The organism is Halalkalibacter sp. HAAS-P013, assembly GCF_056619925.1.
On sequence record NZ_JBWQTU010000027.1, the window covers coordinates 14,839 to 32,158 of the forward strand.

The following is a 17,320-nucleotide window of genomic DNA, read 5'->3' on the forward strand; positions in this document are numbered from 1 at the left end:
CCAAGCCACATACAGGTCTGGGGATTTTTTTTTATTAATGTACATCAATTGAAGCGCCATATATCAAAGTGTATACTTACTCAATAATCTTATTTTTTTCAAAACTGGGGGGAATATTGTGAATCCAAAACCTAAAGCTATTTTCTTAGACATGGATGGTACTATATTAAATCATTATAATAAGGTAAGTATACATACAAAAGAAATCATTGATTGCATGCGGAGTAAAGGATTTTTCGTTTTTATTGCAACTGGGCGGGCTTTCGATGAAATTGAAGGTGTTGTCCCAGAAGGCTTTGAAGTGGATGGGTACATTACTTCAAATGGAATGGCAGGCTATGTAGGAAAGGAAGTGGTATTTGAGCATTCCCTTTCACGTGAATTGGTTGAGAAGATTATTGAAAAAGCTAGAGTGAATAAGGTTTATTATGAACTTTTTCCTTATGAAATGGATCGAATCACATTAAAGCAAGATCAAGAATATGTGGAACATGAAATTAGAGATCCAAAGCCTAAGGAAGTTGGTATTAATGAATGGCTCTCACGTAAACAAGCCATTAAGGAAGAAATTGCTTGGACGAATGAGATCAAAGGAGAGAAATTCTCAAAGTTTTATTTCTTTGCTAGAACGAAAGATCATATCAATGAATGGAAGCAAGAGCTAGATCAATTAAAGAAGGAAATTGATTTTACAACCTCAATATCGTCTCTTCACAATGTGGAAGTAATGGTAGCGAATGTGAATAAAGCGACAGGAATAAAGGAAATGTTGGAGCATTTCGATTTAATTGGTGCTGATATTATGGCGATTGGTGATAGCAATAATGACATACCAATGCTTAAGTTTGTCAGTTATGCCGTGGCAATGAAGAACGCCCCTGATCAAATTAAAGAAATGGTAGATGATGTAACCGAATTTACTTGTGATGAAGATGGTGTATATCATTATCTTAAAAAGAAATTTCAACTGTAAACAGGTTTTAAGCACAGCCACACAGAAATAACTGAGGATTTCTATTAGAATAAAATAGACAAAATGGAGGCGGTCACATGCAAGATTTCACTTTTCAAAACGGTACCAAAATTATCTTTGGGAAAGATCAAGAGCAAGTAGTTGGACAAGAAACGGTTGTTTACGGCAAAAAAGTACTTTTGCATTATGGTGGCGGTAGTATTAAAGAGAGCGGTTTGTATGATAGAGTTGTTCAATCCTTACAAGAGCAAGGCGTTGAAATTTTTGAGCTAGGTGGTGTCAAGCCAAATCCAAGAGTAAGCCTTGTTCGAGAAGGGGTAAATCTTTGTAAGGAGAATCACATCGACTTAATTCTAGCTGTAGGTGGAGGAAGTGTCATTGATTCGGCTAAGGCAATCGCCATTGGCGTGAATTATGACGGAGATGTTTGGGATTTCTTTACAGGAAATGCATCTGTCACTGATTGTTTACCGATTGGTGTGGTGCTAACCATTCCAGCTGCTGGTAGTGAAAGCAGTGCAGGAAGTGTCATCACAAATGAGGAGGGTGCTTATAAGCGGGCAGTCGGTCATGAAACGATGCGACCTAAGTTTGCGATTTTAAATCCCGTTCTTACATATACATTGCCAAGCTATCAAACAGCTTGCGGAATTACAGATATGATGGCACATATTTTAGAAAGATATTTTACAAACGAGAAACATGTAGATTTAACTGATCGCTTATGTGAAGCGACATTAAAAACGATTATTAACAATGCACATACCGTTCTTGAAGACCCGACGAACTATCATGCGAGAGCAGAAATTATGTGGGCAGGAACATTAGCACATAATGATTTATTAAGTACAGGCAGAATCGGTGATTGGGGAAGTCATGACATTGAACATGAGATCAGTGGGATCTATGATTTAGCGCACGGTGCAGGGCTTGCAATTATCTTCCCAGCATGGATGAAATATGTATATAAACATGATGTAAAACGCTTTGCACAGTTTGCGAATCGTGTGTGGGATGTTGAAATTAATTTAAATGATTTAGAAAAAACAGCTCTAGCAGGGATTAAGAAAACGGAAGAATTTTTTAGCTCGATTGGAATGCCAGTTACACTAAGAGAAGCCAACATTGGTGACGAGCATTTTGAGGAGATGGCGAGAAAGGGTACGGAAAGAGGACCTCTAGGTAATTTTGTGAAGTTGTATGAGGCTGATGTTTATAATATTTATCAGTTATCGAAGTAAGGGATGAGACCTCGTTTTAAACGAGGTCTCATTTAGTTTTTCTCTTCAACCTGATATTTTCAATAACAAAGAGAGTATTGAAAACCAATAAACGTGTATAAAAACTATTAAAATACTGATAAAATAAAGAGAGGAAATGTAGGTAGGCTTGACTGTATACGCGTTAAAAGAATAAGGAGCGCTCCTTATTCTATTTTACGTCATACATTTTTAACTTTTGTTTTTATCGTGGAAATAAGAGGTGAGTGTATGAAGAGAAAGCATGTTGTTCGACTAAAAGAAATCTAACTAGTAGTTTAATGATATAAAAAAAAGAGTCAATTAAGGTTAGGAAACCTCTTAAACGTAGCCATGAAACGAAGAACACACCCGATAGTTCAACTGGAAATATGGGCTTTAGATGTGCCGTTAACTTGTAATAGGAAAAGATAAATGAATAGTATTTAAAAAGGTATGAAAGATATAGGATACTGAACGTTTTCAGTGCCGTCTACAAAGGAGGGATGTCTATTGTTTAAGGATAAGATAGGAAATATGTACCCCCATTATAATCAAAAGCTGTTCACGAGAGACTTACTAGCTGGAATAACACTGTTTGTTATGCTTATTCCTCAAGGGATGGCATATGCGATGTTAGCTGGGCTTCCCCCAGTGATGGGATTATATGCAGCTACGGCTCCTTTGTTTATTTACGCTTTGTTTGCTTCTTCTAAGCATTTATCTATTGGTCCAGTAGCGATCACATCTCTACTTGTTTTTTCAGGTGTCTCAATTTTAGCTGAACCTGGTTCCCAAGAGTATATTTCACTTGTTTTAATTCTGGCAATTATGGTGGGAGCTATACAGCTATTGTTAGGGATTAGTAAGCTGGGATTTATTGTGAAATTTATTCCTCATTCTGTGATGAATGGGTATACATCTGCCGCTGCGATTGTAATTGGACTTAGTCAAATTAAACATGTGTTAGGAATTGAATTAGGAAATCATTTACAGGTTCACTATATCCTAATTGGTGTGTTGGAAAAAATAATGGATATTAACCTGATTACGGTGTTGATCGGAATCACTAGTATTATCCTTCTTATTATGTTGAAAAAAATTGCTCCGCGTCTTCCAGGTGCATTATTGGTCGTTGTTTTATCAATCCTTTTTGTATTTTTATTTAACTTAGAAAAAAGTGGTGTACAAATTTTAGGGAATGTCCCTCAAGGGTTTCCGCAGTTTGTGTTCCCTTCGTTTACACTCGAAACTATTCAGCTCCTCATTCCGATGGCGCTGACAATTGCTCTTCTCGGTTTTATGGAGTCTTTAGCTATAGGAAAAGCGATTGCGAAGAAAGAGAAGTATAAACTGAATCCTAATAAAGAGCTAAAGGCTTTAGGCTTATCTAATATGATTGGTGCTTTCTTTCAATCGTTTCCGGTCAATGGTAGTTTCTCTAGAACAGCGGTTAATCATCAATCAGGCGGTGCCACTCAAATGACATCGGTCATAACTGGTGTATTTATTATTATTACATTATTGTTTTTTACTTCTTTCTTTTATTATTTACCTAATGCAGTGTTGGCAGCGATTATTTTAGTTGCCGTTTATAAGTTGATTGATATAAAGGAAATGAAGCACCTTTTTGAAGTGAAGCCGTTTGAAGGATGGGTTTGGGTTATAACCTTTCTTGTCACGTTGTTCGTTGGAATACAATGGGGAATTATTGTCGGTGCCATCTTTACGTTAGTATTATTGTTAAATCGAAGTTCAAAACCATCGATTGTTGAAATGGGATATGTAAAGAGGGAGAAGACATTTCGTAATATTAAACGTTACACAGAAGCGATGACTTCAGATGAAACTGTTATTCTAAGAATCGACTCAAACCTCCATTTTGCCAATATATCTTATGTGGAAGAGAAAGTAAAAGAGGTTCTTAAAACAAGAGAAGGAACGAAATGGTTGATCATTGATATGTCTGGTGTGAATGATGTGGACACAATTTCAGTAGATACATTAGAGGAAATGATTGATTACTATCGGGACAAAGGGATTATTACGTTGTTTGCAAGTATGAAAGGTTCGATTCGTGATACAGTTAATAAAGTTAATTGGGATCAAAAATATAAAGAACAGGAGAACCATTTGCCTTTAGAGCAGTTATTGAAAGCGAAAGGCATCAGCATCGAGAAGAAAGAAGAAATTTTCAACGGTGCATTGGATTATCAGATTTGATACTTGGTAATCTCCTAAATAACCTGTTTTCTAAAATGAAGCCAGGTTATTTTTTATAAGATCATAAAGGCTAGGACATTAGTCAATAAATATTTTTGCAAGCTTGATTACTGAAGGAGTAAAGTTTAGAGGTTCCTATCCCCTGTGTGTATCACACTTGGTATAGGAACCTTTGAAATGTAAAGTCTCAGTCATTACTTATCCTCAAAGAACACATGAAATCATTAAATTAGAAGGGCAAGCTCACAATGTAGAAGTCAACGTTGAGACAAATTTAGCTTTGTTTACGATTAATGTTCCGCATGGGGATTATCATAGACACAATGATTCTGCTCATCATACACATGAAGAAGTTGAAGAAAAAGTAGTTGCTTATGATTTAACGACTTTAGAAAAAGTGGAAGAGTATGTTGTTGGACACCATCCTGCTCATGTGACGATTACTGAAAACGGCCATACGGTGGTAGTTACGAATTCTGACGATGACACAATATCGATTATTGATCGAGAAACTGCAAAAATAGTAACCATTGATGTAGGATTTGGTCCTGTGCAAATGTATGCTGGTTATGACAATAAATACGTCAATGAAGTCTTTGTTAAGATAGGCCGAATAATAGAAACTTCCTCTCGAATCAACTGGAGAGGAAGTTTCTGCATTTAGAGTAATTATCTCTCTATCTTAGTCAAATGCAACGTTGGTCGATTTTTATGCAATGTCACTTCCCAATAATGCAGCATGTTATCGTGAACCGTAACATGTTCATTCCGCGAACCGATTACTTCTTTCGATATCACATCTAAGTTCTGATCAAAAACTTGTTTGTGAAGGTACATGCTATCATTTGAAAAGACTTCTATTTCTCCTTTTTCACCGGTGCTAATATAAACAGGCTCTCCAACTTCGGCTGCTTTTTCGTTGTCACTTTCATCATAAAGGGGTTCACCACTATCTAAGGAAACTTGTAGCAATCCAGTTGATTTCTTACCTAAGCCATATAACTTGTTGTTAGTAAAGTCGATGTAGCTAGGTTTTTCAATCCCGCCTTCTGGAAAGTACTTGATTGAGATTGATTGTTTTTCTAATGTATCATCTTCAATTGGAATTACATTATAAGTGATCTCCTTCGTTTTCCCACCACTATTGCTGCTATAAATAACGACTTTTCCATGTGAGGATGGAATGATGTCTAAATTATAAACAATGGGTATCGAGGCAAGAACTACTTCTTCACTAAATGTACCATCGCTCGTTAGTTGTCTTATACTAATTTCTCTTTGCGGCTGCGACCAAGACCCTGTATCTTTCAACACTAAAAGGTGTGTACCTTCTAATTTCCAAGATAAATAATCGCTGTTATCAAATAATGCTTTGTTGGTAACTTCCCAATTCTCATTTGTAGCAATTGACCCCTGTAACTCAGTCGTACCAAGGAAACCATTTTTTGTAGTCCAAACGACAAATGTGATATCGTCCTCTTCGATGATAGAAAGGTCTGAATTCCGACCAAAAAAGCCATCTTCAGTCAATTGAATTTGTAACTCTGGGTCAAATGTATCTCCACCGAAAGCAGCGACCTCTTCAACAACGTTTTGTGTTGCGATATTCATTGAGCTAACCACTTGAGCTTCAATATACTCACTCTCGTTCAGTTTCTCGTTGGCATCGTATTTTGATTCTTGACACCCTGAAACAAAAATGCTTAAAAGAATAGAACAGATAACTAGTTTTTTCATGAATACTGAAACCTCCTTGTCTCATATTTTTAACCATTCTGAGCTAGAAAGGGGAAGATTATTCATAGCTTTTCCAGCCTCAGAGACTTTCCTATTTAGGGGTACTGAGGTGGACAGATTATTTTGGGGTGTGTAATGGATACATACAATTTCATAAAAGTACATAATTGCCTTTAACAAGAATGGGAAGTGCTTATAGAATCATAAGGGGGAAGTAATCCTGTTTATATTTTCCTATAAAGTACTAAATTTCAGTCTTTCTTTTAATTAATCGGTACATTTGTGGGAACAGATTAGGTACTATGGTCCAAGTCTAATAACACGTTGACAGAGTATTTGTAAGCGTTTACTATTTTATATAGTAACAACGTTGTTATTGTTAAGTGGTCACTCCTCTAAATATAACTCTCCCAAGTTGTTTGAATTCAGCAAAAATAACAACGTTGTTATTAGGGGTCCAATCCTTCCAGAGGTGACTTATTCAATTATCACTCAAGCTTTATTTTTACTAATTTACATGAAAGGTTAATCCATTTCATGAAAGCTCAAAAACGCTGTAGTTTTCATGATGTTTAAATATGACCTACTTAACGGAAGGGAGGATACATAGGAAAAAGCTAAATTTGATAAAGGAGAGGGTTATTAAATGAAAAGAAAACATAAAAGATGGCTAGCGATGTTGATGGCATTCATTCTTGTTTTATCTCCTATGAATCTAGCTGTCTTTGCAGAGTCGGACGAGGATGAAACAAGTCCTGAGATGATTAACATTAAAAGTGATTGGCAAGGCAGTGTCTTTGGAGACAATGGGGGACAAGGAAATATTACTTACGAAAATTTTGAAATCACGGAAAATGATGATGAAACGGTAACTCTTCGTAGTTCTAATAATAGAGGAAAGATAGCTAGTTCGACTGAGGGAATCGCCTATTATTTTAAGGATGTTCCGTCTGATGGCAACTTTGAACTAACAGCAACAGCTCATGTCGATGCATGGACTGCTAATAATCAAGTTTCCTTTGGTTTAATGCTCAGGGGGAATATATTGGAGAATAAAAATGATGGGACCTTTACAGGAGATTATTTGGCCGTTGGTGCACTTGATCAGGTAATGAAAGGTTTCTATAAAAATCAATCTTCAGGAATTCAAAAAGAAGATTGGTCATTTAATGCAAATGCACCAGCAGCTGACGAAGAATACGAACTAAGCATTCAAAAATCAGGAAATCTATATGTCTTAAAAATTGATGGTGAAGTTAAGACCATTGAAAGCTATGATGGCGAGATCAACTTTGCTGGTCTATTCACATCTAGAAATACAACAGTTACCTTTAGTGATGTAAATTTGACAGTCGCTTCCGAACAAGTTAACAGCATACATGCAGATACAACCGACATGAAAACTGAATACCTACGTGGTGAACAGCTTGACCTATCAGGTTTAAAAGTGAAAGCCATATTTGAGGATGACACTGAAGCTGAACTTTCCAGCAGTGACTACATAGTCACTGGATTTGACAGCAGCGAAGTCGGCACAAATACCATTACAATTCATTACAAAGGTGTTACTACAACAATAGACCTTGAAATTAAGGTGCCAGGTGTAACTGGGCTCGACATAAAATATTACCCGGCGAAATCCGTCTATTATAAAGGGGATTCCTTTGACCCACAAGGATTGGTCGTCGTAGCAGAATATGAAAATGGATTTGACTATCAAGAGCTTACGAGCGGTCAGTATTCGTTTGTGGTTGCTGGGGAAGAGTTGTCTGAAGCAGGATATACGTTTGAGGAGGCAGGAAAGGTTGAGGTAACAGTTCGCTCTACCGAGACACCTGAAACAACGACGAGTTTTGATGTAGAAGTTAAAGATGCAGAGATCGCTAAACTTGATATAAGACAGATGCCGGTGAAAACTCTTTACTTCTTAGGAGATGAGTTGGATCTTGCTGGCTTAAGTTTATATGCTGAATATAGCGATAAAAGTGCGGTAAGACTTCTGCCGGGTGAGTATGATGTGTCTGTTCTTGATACAACAACAGTTGGAGAGAAAGAAATTACTCTAGCTTACAAAGGAGTAACAGCCAACTTCCAAGTAGTCGTGAAAGAAAAAGAGTTATCGGCCATTGAAGTAACGAGTTATCCAAAAACAACGTATGTCGTTGGCGAAACATTTGATTCTACAGGATTAGAAGTATCAAAAGTATATGATAACTTGGACATGGAAGTTTTATCTACTGATGATTATAAGATTGTTGACTCAGAGTTTGATAGCTCTGAAGCTGGAACGTACGAAATTAACATCGTTCCGGAAGATAATGATATCAAGACAATTTCGTTCCCAGTAACCGTTAGAGAACCTGTTGAACCTGCATGGAAAAAAATGAGATTTGGACAATCGTCTTCTGATCAGCGTAACTATGTTGATGTCCAAGATGATGGGACTGTAAAGTTAGTGGCGTTAGAAGGTGGTGGGAAAATTACAGGAGATCATGATGGGATCTCGTTTTACTATACGGAAATTGATTCAGCAGAAGATAATTTCGAGTTATCGGCAGACATAAAGGTCATTGAATATGCAAAGACTCCTCATGATGGACAAGAGTCATTTGGGATTATGGCAAGAGATGCAATTAATCCAGTCCAAGATGCAAGTGTGTTTGCATCGAATATTGCTGCTGTCGGTGGATTTAGTGGTGGAACAAGAGATGAGAACGGAACGCAAGGCTTTATTAGAACTGGCGTGTTAGCTTCTGGCGGGGAAGGTAGCGAGGGTATTCAAAAACAGATGCTGAAAAATGTTAGACCAACAACAGATAATACGCACCCTGCCCAAGAATACAGACTAACGCTTGCGAAAACAAACAGCGGCTACACAATGAAGCTTAATAATGACGAAGAAGTGATGTTCTATGAACCAGAAATCTTAGATGTTCAAGATTCCAAAATTTACGTCGGCTTCTATACAGCACGGCTGGCAACCATTGAAGTAAGTAATATTGATTTTACGGTTACTGCTACTGCAACGGATGCACCAAAGGTTGAACCGCCAGCGGAGCCGGTTACACCAAGTTTTATGATTGAATCACTTGATAAAACATCCAATACGGATTACAACCTGATGGTTCAATCCAATGTAGATGGGATTGTCACGATTAGACAAGGGCAAGAGGTGATCGCTCAGGATGTAGAAGTGAAAGCAGGAGAAATTCGTGAAGTTGCTGCGAAACTTAATTCGGGAAATACTAATTTCAGTCTTTCATTTTTGCCTGATGATACGCAGTATTTAACTTCTTATAATCAAATTGTCCGAAACTTTACAGTTGAATCAAAATCGTATGATGGAGATATTTATGTCTCACCAACGGGGACAACTAGTGGAGACGGTTCAAAAAAGAATCCTCTCGATCTTGATACTGCTATTCATTTTGTAAGTGAAGGACAAAAAATCATCGTCCTTGAAGGTCAATATGTACGTAATTCAAAGCTTGAGATTAGAAAGTATAACGATGGTACTGAGGATGCAATGAAGTATTTAGTCGCCGATCCTGAAGCAAAAGAACGACCTGTCATTGATTTCGACAGACGCTCAGAAGGTGTCGTCCATAGTGGTGATTACTGGCATGTAAAAGGAATAGACTTTGCTCGTTCGGCTGGAAATACAAAAGGGTATACGATTGGCGGTAGTCATAATATTGTTGAGGATGTTCGTGTGTACGAGCATGGTGATACAGGGTTACAAATTAGTCGTACAGATGGTTCGCCAAACAAGGAAGATTGGCCATCGTACAACCTAATTTTAAATAGCGTAGCCTTCGATAATCGCGATCCGTCTGAAAATAATGCAGATGGTTTTGCTGCCAAGCTTACAGTTGGCGAAGGAAATGTATTTAGAGGATGTATCTCACATAACAACATTGATGATGGCTGGGATCTATATACAAAAGTAGGAACAGGTGCAATTGGTGCTGTTACGATTGAAAATAGCATTGCCTTTAATAATGGCCGCTTAACAAATGGCTATGAAGGGAATGCAGGAAAAAATGGATTTAAGCTTGGTGGAGAAGGTGTGCATGTTCCACATGTAATTAAAAATAGCATTGCATTTGGGAATGGGTACTTCGGATTTACAAGTAATAGTAACCCAGGTTTGATTGCTAAAAACAACATCGGATTTGACAACCACGGGGCAAACTTAAGCTTTACAACATACGCTCACATTCCAACTGATTTTACAATCGATGGTTTTGCGTCATACAGAACGGCAGAAGTAGGGAATGCAAGAGATAGTTACCCTACAAATTTGGAGTCGGATAAAAACTATTTATTTAACGGATCAGAATCAGTAAATAAGTCAGGTGAGAAATTACCAAATGACATCCTAGAAAGTCTTGAATCCATTTTTGAATATGATGGTGACGGAAAAATTGTCTCAATTAAACGGGATGAAGATGGAGAGATCATCTGGGGAGATGTGTGGGAAACTTTTAATGAATTGATTAATACTGAAGCAGAAGCTGAAACAGTAGAAGCGACGATTGACTTCAATCCTCGTGTTCTAAATGTAACAGGCGTTAATAATAGTAATGGTAACAACCAATCCGTTGCGACGGTGAAAATTGAGTTTGCTAATGATGAAACAAGTCAAGCAGTTGAATTAGAATCCATTCGCTTGAACGGTACAGTTACGCCGGTTCAGGATGTTGACATTGATGGTCAGAAAGTAACGGTCAAATTTTCACGACAAGATCTTGCAGAGATACTTGAAGAAGGAAATCAAGTTCCAATTGTCATAACAGGTCAGCTTGAGTCTGGTGCTTTGTTCGAAGGTACAACACATATTAAAGTCCGTAAGTAAATAGAAAGACAGCTGAGAGTTGGCTCTCGGCTGTCTTTTTCCTTTAATGTCACACTCTCCAGCTAGGTGAATATCATGTATCTTGAAAGGAGAGAGGAAAAAATGAATAATTATTATCAAAGTGAATTCGATGACACAAGAGCATTGCATGATCAGTGTAAGCAGTATATGCATTACCATGTAACGTTAACAATGAGAGATGGCAGTAATGTTGATGGGATCATTCAAAGTGTTGGTGCTGATGGGGTTCATGTTTTAGTTGGTGAGGATGTAATGGACCGTAGCGAAGAACAAGATGAGCGTTACTATGCAGGTGGATATGGTTATGGGTTTCCTAGAAGAAGATTTAGACGGTTTAGACCACAATTTTTCCCACTTGCTAGCCTAGCTGCTTTAGCATTATTACCTTATGTACTTCCGGCTCCATATCCTTATCCATACCCGTATCCTTATTACTAAAAAGGATTCAAAAAAGAGCTCCGTTCGCTACTCGCCTTGAGAGGAGAAACCCACTCTTCTCAAGGCTTTTAAAAGATGTAGCGACTCCGCTGAGAACTCATTGCTTCGGGGATGTCCCAAAATCAAAAGCAGATCTTTTAATGAAAGGTAATTATGGAAGTCCACTTTAGGACATCTGTAATTACCTTTTTGTATGAATGTATTTGTATATCCACTCGAAGCTAATACAGAAAAAATTTTTTAATGAAGGTGACATGTAAATGGGAATAAAGTTTATAGGTCGTTTGTATAATGACAAAAGAAGGGAGGTGAAACATTTGGGAATTAAATTTATTAAGATCTCTGTTGTTTATTTCGTCATTGGTGTTTCTCTTGGTTATTATATGTCTGTTGCTCATGCTTATAATCTGACTGAGGTTCATGTCCATATTAATCTGTTAGGATGGACTTCGATGACGCTTGCGGGTATTCTTTACACATTATTCCCAAAAGCGGAGTCTAGTATTCTAGGAAAGATTCACTTTTGGCTCCATAACATCGGGCTTCCGCTTATGATGATCGGTTTATTCTTCTTGCTACAAGGAAATAGCTCTCTTCACTTCTTCATTCCAATTGGAGCTACGGCAGTGTTAATAGCTGTTATTTTATTTGCAATTAATATCTTAAAAAATGCAAAAAAGGAAGATATTCAATTCTTATTTCAAAAGGCAAATTAAAAGAGTAGCAAGTAATTATCGGCTTACGAGAAAAAAGGATGTGATCCCAGCAATTAAATGCAAAGGGGTTCACATCCTTTTTTTAATAGATTATTTACTTAGAGTGATCAGTTAACCATTCTTCAATTAATGGATACGTATGTTTCACAGCACTTCTTCCTACAGTTACAGAGACGTGACCAGCAGGAATTAGCTTGAATGTCTTATCTTTACTAGATATTTTATCCATTAGACGTTCAGTTTGTTCAGGGATGGCAATATGATCACGATCAGCTGCAATGTTTAAAACGTTCGCCTTAATGTTTTTTAGCTCAACTTGCTGTCCACGAATATACAGCTCATCTTTAATTAACTTATTCTTCTGATAAAACTCACCGATCCATTGTCTGTACGCTTCACCAGGGAAGGGTACTCCATCACCAACCCATTTTTGCATGAGAGTCCAGTTTTTAACGAATTTGTCGTTATCTGCTCGATCAGCAAGTGCAACATATGGGCCAAAGTAGTTGACAAGTGGTTTTAATAATTTGTTACCGAAATCAATTGTTTCAGCTGGAATGTTACCCAACGTATCAACCATAAGATCCAAATTGAAGTATCTTTCGTCTACCCAATTCGTAAATAAACCCGCATCTTCAAAATCAAATGGGCTCGTCAAAAAGATGGTGTTACGAATCGGTAAGTTTGGATGTAGTGCTGAGAAAATAGCAGTTAATGTCCCGCCAATACAATAGCCAAGTAAGCTGACTTCTTTTGCTTGAGATGTCCGAAGCACTTTCTTCACTGCGCGTGGGATATAATCTAGCACGTAGTCATCTAATTTCATATGACGATCTTCATAACCTGGTGTTCCCCAGTCTAACAAATAAACGTCATGTCCCTTATCTGTTAAATACTCAATTAGGCTGCTGCCGGGAGCTAAATCGAGAATATAAGGTTTATTTATTAGCGCGTATATCATTAGAATTGGAACTTTATTTGTCTTTTTCTTAGTTGGTTGATAGCGATAAAGCTTTGCTTTATTTTTCGTCCATATTACTTCTTTAGGAGTCTGACCTACTTTTGGTTCAGGCTCTTTTGTCAGGACATCCATCACTCGTTTAAAACGTTTTATGTCTTTTTGGCAGTCCTCAGGCACTGTGTCCATTAATGATTCTAGCGATTTGGTAGTAGTATACACGATTAACCAGTCTCCTTTTCACATCTAACCTAGATTTTTGTTACATGTATAATCCGCCATTTACATTGATGCACTGACCTGTGATATAGCCATTATTTGCTAAGAACAGCACAGCGTCAGCAATTTCACCAGTTTGACCTAAGCGTTTCATTGGAACTTTCCCAACAATCTGTTCTAACACTTTTTCAGGCATTTCTGCAACCATTTCCGTTTCAATAAATCCAGGGCATACCGCATTGACTGTAATACCTTTACTAGCTGTTTCTAAAGCAAGGGATTTTGTGAAGCCAATCATTCCAGCTTTTGAAGCAGCATAGTTTGTTTGTCCAAAGCCACCAGCTTGACCGATGATAGAGCTAATATTAATAATGCGACCAAAGTTTTGCTCAAGCATTGGGTTAATAACCGCTGAAGTTGTATGATAAATGCTATTCAAGTTTACGTTAATAACCTCATTCCATTCTTGTTCGCTAAGCTTTTTAAACGTACGGTCTCTTGTAATTCCTGCATTATTAACAAGGATGTCTACTTTGCCGTAATAGTCAATTGTATTTTCAACTAAAGCATGAGCTTGATCATAGTTAGATACATCCGCTTGGAATGCGACACCGCTTCCACCAAGTTGATCAATTTCAAAAAGCACTCCATCTGCAGCATCTTTTCTAGCGTTGTAGTTAATGACAACTTTTGCACCTTTGCTAGCTAAATCTTTAGCAATCGCTGCACCAATCCCACGTGAACCCCCTGTTACGATGGCCACTTTTCCTTCTAAACTTAATTCTTCTTGTTGATTTAGGACTGATTCATTTTGAATAATTGACATTTTAATTCCTCCAAATATGTTTGTATTTTAGTTTGTGTAGTAATGAGCTTGTGATTGTAGTTACTCTGGCTTTTGTTCTTGTTTTTGGTCTTGATCCTGCTTTTGCTCTTGTTCTTGTTCTGATTCTGAAGACGATGAAGGAGGGTTCTCTGATGATGATTCCTCTTCATTCGTCAAGATTTTTAAGATTTGACTCATTTTCCTATCGAGTCTTGTAATGCTTGCTTTTAATTTGGGAATTTCTGAGGAAACATTTTGATTAAGAAGCTCGTCCTCAATTTTCTCGTCAAGATTTTCGATTTTCTCCTCGACATTAATAATTAAGGAGGCAATACTCGAAATTTCTTCACGAGTTGGTACATTGATTTGCTTTAGATACGCATCAGTTGCACTTTGAATGAACTGTTGATATTGGAGGTATCCACTTTGCAACTGTCCTAAATACTCTGCGTATTCTTCCTTTTTCAGAGTTTCATGGATTGCGTCGCTGAGATTTGACTCTGTTTGTTCATACATACTTTTCCACAGGGCAAAAGGATCTAGCGTGGTTTGTTTTGTCATGAATCCCACTCCTAACTTTATTTAAAAAGATTGTACAACTTATATAGTAATGCAAAATGAGTAGTTTTTTGGCAAAAACAATTCGTAAAATAGTTTCATTTTTCTTTGAATTTTGACAATTTTCACGCTTGCATTTACACAAACTTGTCTTTTTATGTCTTTTTATGTCGGTTTTTGAATAAGATAGAAAGGGTTGACTTTTTTTGCCTATAGGTGTAAATTACACATATAGATAATTAAATTATTGATGAGAAGGTGATAGAATGACACCCAGAAGCAGTAGCATAGATAAAAAGAAAGCAGAAGCAGCAGGAGCTCCGAAAAATTTTATTATTCCTGTATTACTATTGCTATTAAAAGATTGGAATGCACATGGTTATGAATTGATGCAAAAACTTACGCAATTTGGGTTTCACTCTGTTGATCAAGGGAACTTCTATCGAATTCTTCGTCAACTAGAAAAAGATGAATTAGTTACTTCTGAATGGGATACAACATCATCTGGTCCAGCAAAAAGAATTTATTCCATTACTTCGGCAGGAGAACAATACCTTGATATTTGGGCAAGTTCACTAGAGCAATATCAAAAAATGCTTGATCAGTTTTTCAACATGTACACTAACTTCTTCACACCACCTAGATACACAAAAAATGAAGATAAGAAGAAAGATTAGTAAGCTTCATAGTCAGTCACCGAAACTCGTTAGTAACATAAACAAATGTTTTAGCTTTGTTTTATGTTGTTAATACCGAGTCATAATTTGACTTTGGTAAATATATAACTTAATTATGTGGAGGGATTTTAGATGGTGGCAAAAAAGGAGACGAATAATTCAAATAGTGGTTTCGTAAAAGATTGGTGGAGTCAATTTAACTACATTGAAGAATTTGAAGCAAGAACACTGCAAGCGTTTGAAAGTCAAAAAGAGTGGATTGAAGGAACGAAAGAACAATTAAATCAATTTGAAGAGAATTCAAAAAAGATGACAACTGAGTGGAAAACAAGTACACAATCATTACTTGAGAGTTATAACAGTGCACTCGGTGGTCAAAATTATCAAGATTGGTTGAATAAACTAGAAGAAATCGGTCATAAATCTCAATCAATTGCTACATTGCCAAGTAAGGCTTCACTTGAACTTCTTTCAAAATCAAATGAACAATTACAAGATGCATTTGCAAATGCAATCGCCCAAAACCAAAAAATGCGTGAAAAATCAACTAATGCGTTTGAAGGGGTTTTTGACCAATGGCAGCAAACACAGCCTCAAATGTTCAAGTTCTTCGACCTTTACGCAACTAATACTAAATAATTCATTCTAATAGGAATCCAAGCACATTCATAAATATAACAGCTTCTTAGGAATTAGACTTCTCAAGATGATCCAAGTTAGACTTTATGAATGGCTAGTTTTCCTTTTTTTATGTCTAAACGTTTTCTATGCCCTTTTTTACTATTGACCTTGTTACTTGGAACTGGAGAGAGACATGAATAAGTAAGGGGGAATGGAAATGAGATTAAAAGGGAAAGTCGCGATTATAACAGGTGCATCAAGAGGTATTGGCGAAGCAACAGCGAAAAAGTTTGCCTTAGAGGGTGCAAAGCTAGCTTTAGTGGATGTGAATAAAACTGAAGTTGAGCGTACTTCCACTATGATACAAGATTTTGGTGGAGAAAGTATCGCACTTGAAGGAGATGTAACGGATCGTCAAAATATCGAGAATGTAATGGAAGAAACTATTGCTCAATATGGTCGAATTGATATTGTCGTCAATAATGCAGGAATTACAAATGACGCGAAATTAGTAAAGATGACCGAAGCGCAATGGGACAGCGTCATTAATGTGAATTTAAAAGGCGTATTTAATGTTGCTCAAGAAGCAGCAAAAGTAATGATCGAACAAAAGAGTGGAGTTATATTAAATGCTTCTTCTGTTGTCGGTCTTTACGGGAATTTTGGCCAAACGAATTATGCTGCCGCTAAATGGGGAGTAAACGGAATGACAAAGTCTTGGGCTAAGGAATTAGGGAAATATGGAATCCGTGTAAATGCTATTGCTCCTGGCTTTATTGCGACACCTATGGTAGAAAAAATGCCAGAGAAAATTATAGACATGATGAAGGAAAAATCAGTCTTAAATTGTATAGGAGATCCAGAGGATATAGCGAATGGTTATGCGTTCCTTGCGTCGGATGAAGCGAAATATATTACAGGAACGATATTAAGCATTGATGGTGGTACGGTTCTTTAGTCTCTTTGAATAGTTTGAATTGTGTATGACAAAGTAGTTATTTAGGAATACACAAAAATCAACGGATACAACACTTGGGAGTAACAAGTGTTGTATCCGTTTTTATTTATCGTATTAAAGAGAATACAGTTTTAGATATGACGAATTGTAATATTAAGTGCGACACCTAAAAATAAACATAAAAAAGCCCATGATACTTCGTGTAAAATGAAGTTACCACACAACCCTTACACGGAGGTTTTATCATGAGCTACTCCCATCTTACCACGTTTGAACGTGGACGACTAGAAGTCCTAAAT

At 37.0% G+C, this 17,320-nt stretch carries 14 protein-coding genes; 10 read left to right on the top strand and 4 right to left on the bottom strand.

Annotated elements, in window-relative coordinates; all coding sequences use genetic code 11:
• Positions 1-118: 118 nt before the first annotated feature.
• From AC1FXP_RS22005 to AC1FXP_RS22020, 4 genes are all read left to right on the top strand, one after another.
• Complete coding sequence (locus AC1FXP_RS22005; protein WP_480064073.1) at positions 119-973, top strand: HAD family hydrolase; 855 nt, start codon at positions 119-121, stop codon at positions 971-973.
• A 77-nt stretch (positions 974-1,050) separates the two neighbouring features.
• Positions 1,051-2,214 (top strand): iron-containing alcohol dehydrogenase, encoded by a 1,164-nt coding sequence (locus tag AC1FXP_RS22010; RefSeq protein ID WP_480064074.1) that lies wholly within the window; start codon positions 1,051-1,053, stop codon positions 2,212-2,214.
• Between the two features lie 510 nt (positions 2,215-2,724).
• Positions 2,725-4,434: a SulP family inorganic anion transporter gene (locus AC1FXP_RS22015; protein ID WP_480064075.1), complete on the top strand. Its 1,710-nt coding sequence runs from the start codon at positions 2,725-2,727 to the stop codon at positions 4,432-4,434.
• A gap of 172 nt (positions 4,435-4,606) precedes the next feature.
• Positions 4,607-5,098, top strand: a complete 492-nt coding sequence (locus AC1FXP_RS22020) for a YncE family protein (protein ID WP_480064076.1) — start codon at positions 4,607-4,609, stop codon at positions 5,096-5,098.
• 5 nt (positions 5,099-5,103) lie between these two features.
• Here AC1FXP_RS22020 and AC1FXP_RS22025 read toward each other — a convergent pair whose 3' ends face one another.
• The gene (locus tag AC1FXP_RS22025; RefSeq protein WP_480064077.1) at positions 5,104-6,171 is read right to left on the bottom strand and encodes a hypothetical protein; all 1,068 of its coding nucleotides are present in this window, start codon (positions 6,169-6,171) and stop codon (positions 5,104-5,106) included.
• A gap of 646 nt (positions 6,172-6,817) precedes the next feature.
• Between AC1FXP_RS22025 and AC1FXP_RS22030 the strand changes: the two genes are divergently transcribed.
• The 3 genes from AC1FXP_RS22030 (at position 6,818) to AC1FXP_RS22040 (ending at position 12,204) form a co-directional block, all read left to right on the top strand.
• Positions 6,818-11,029: a bacterial Ig-like domain-containing protein gene (locus AC1FXP_RS22030; protein ID WP_480064078.1), complete on the top strand. Its 4,212-nt coding sequence runs from the start codon at positions 6,818-6,820 to the stop codon at positions 11,027-11,029.
• Between the two features lie 102 nt (positions 11,030-11,131).
• Complete coding sequence (locus AC1FXP_RS22035) at positions 11,132-11,488, top strand: small nuclear ribonucleoprotein (protein ID WP_480064079.1); 357 nt, start codon at positions 11,132-11,134, stop codon at positions 11,486-11,488.
• A gap of 317 nt (positions 11,489-11,805) precedes the next feature.
• Entirely contained in the window at positions 11,806-12,204 is a 399-nt protein-coding gene (locus tag AC1FXP_RS22040) for a cytochrome-c oxidase (protein WP_480064080.1), read from the top strand.
• Positions 12,205-12,298: 94 nt separating this feature from the next.
• Here the strand turns inward: AC1FXP_RS22040 and phaC are convergent, their stop codons facing one another.
• The 3 genes from phaC to AC1FXP_RS22055 are packed head-to-tail and all read right to left on the bottom strand — an operon-like array spanning position 12,299 to position 14,768.
• On the bottom strand, positions 12,299-13,384 hold the full coding sequence (phaC, locus tag AC1FXP_RS22045; RefSeq protein WP_480064081.1) for a class III poly(R)-hydroxyalkanoic acid synthase subunit PhaC: 1,086 nt from the start codon (positions 13,382-13,384) through the stop codon (positions 12,299-12,301).
• Positions 13,385-13,424: 40 nt separating this feature from the next.
• Entirely contained in the window at positions 13,425-14,207 is a 783-nt protein-coding gene (gene fabG, locus AC1FXP_RS22050) for a 3-oxoacyl-[acyl-carrier-protein] reductase (protein WP_480064082.1), read from the bottom strand.
• Between the two features lie 60 nt (positions 14,208-14,267).
• On the bottom strand, positions 14,268-14,768 hold the full coding sequence (locus AC1FXP_RS22055; protein ID WP_480064083.1) for a poly(R)-hydroxyalkanoic acid synthase subunit PhaE: 501 nt from the start codon (positions 14,766-14,768) through the stop codon (positions 14,268-14,270).
• Between the two features lie 263 nt (positions 14,769-15,031).
• Between AC1FXP_RS22055 and phaQ the strand changes: the two genes are divergently transcribed.
• From phaQ to fabG (AC1FXP_RS22070), 3 genes are all read left to right on the top strand, one after another.
• A complete protein-coding gene (gene phaQ / locus AC1FXP_RS22060; RefSeq protein ID WP_480064084.1) occupies positions 15,032-15,442 on the top strand; it encodes a poly-beta-hydroxybutyrate-responsive repressor in 411 nt (136 codons plus the stop codon).
• A gap of 132 nt (positions 15,443-15,574) precedes the next feature.
• Positions 15,575-16,081 carry a hypothetical protein gene (locus AC1FXP_RS22065; protein ID WP_480064085.1) on the top strand — a complete coding sequence of 169 codons (507 nt, stop codon included), beginning with the start codon at positions 15,575-15,577 and terminating at the stop codon, positions 16,079-16,081.
• A gap of 199 nt (positions 16,082-16,280) precedes the next feature.
• Positions 16,281-17,021, top strand: a complete 741-nt coding sequence (gene fabG / locus AC1FXP_RS22070) for a 3-oxoacyl-[acyl-carrier-protein] reductase (protein ID WP_480064086.1) — start codon at positions 16,281-16,283, stop codon at positions 17,019-17,021.
• Positions 17,022-17,320 lie beyond the last annotated feature (299 nt).

Excerpts from the sequence above, each read along its gene's own strand:
- AC1FXP_RS22010 (WP_480064074.1), top strand. The coding sequence starts at position 1,051 with ATGCAAGATTTCACTTTTCAAAACGGTACCAAAATTATCTTTGGGAAA.
- AC1FXP_RS22025 (WP_480064077.1), bottom strand. The coding sequence starts at position 6,171 with ATGAAAAAACTAGTTATCTGTTCTATTCTTTTAAGCATTTTTGTTTCA.
- AC1FXP_RS22030 (WP_480064078.1), top strand. The coding sequence starts at position 6,818 with ATGAAAAGAAAACATAAAAGATGGCTAGCGATGTTGATGGCATTCATT.
- AC1FXP_RS22035 (WP_480064079.1), top strand. The coding sequence starts at position 11,132 with ATGAATAATTATTATCAAAGTGAATTCGATGACACAAGAGCATTGCAT.
- fabG (WP_480064082.1), bottom strand. The coding sequence starts at position 14,207 with ATGTCAATTATTCAAAATGAATCAGTCCTAAATCAACAAGAAGAATTA.
- AC1FXP_RS22055 (WP_480064083.1), bottom strand. The coding sequence starts at position 14,768 with ATGACAAAACAAACCACGCTAGATCCTTTTGCCCTGTGGAAAAGTATG.
- phaQ (WP_480064084.1), top strand. The coding sequence starts at position 15,032 with ATGACACCCAGAAGCAGTAGCATAGATAAAAAGAAAGCAGAAGCAGCA.
- AC1FXP_RS22065 (WP_480064085.1), top strand. The coding sequence starts at position 15,575 with ATGGTGGCAAAAAAGGAGACGAATAATTCAAATAGTGGTTTCGTAAAA.
- fabG (WP_480064086.1), top strand. The coding sequence starts at position 16,281 with ATGAGATTAAAAGGGAAAGTCGCGATTATAACAGGTGCATCAAGAGGT.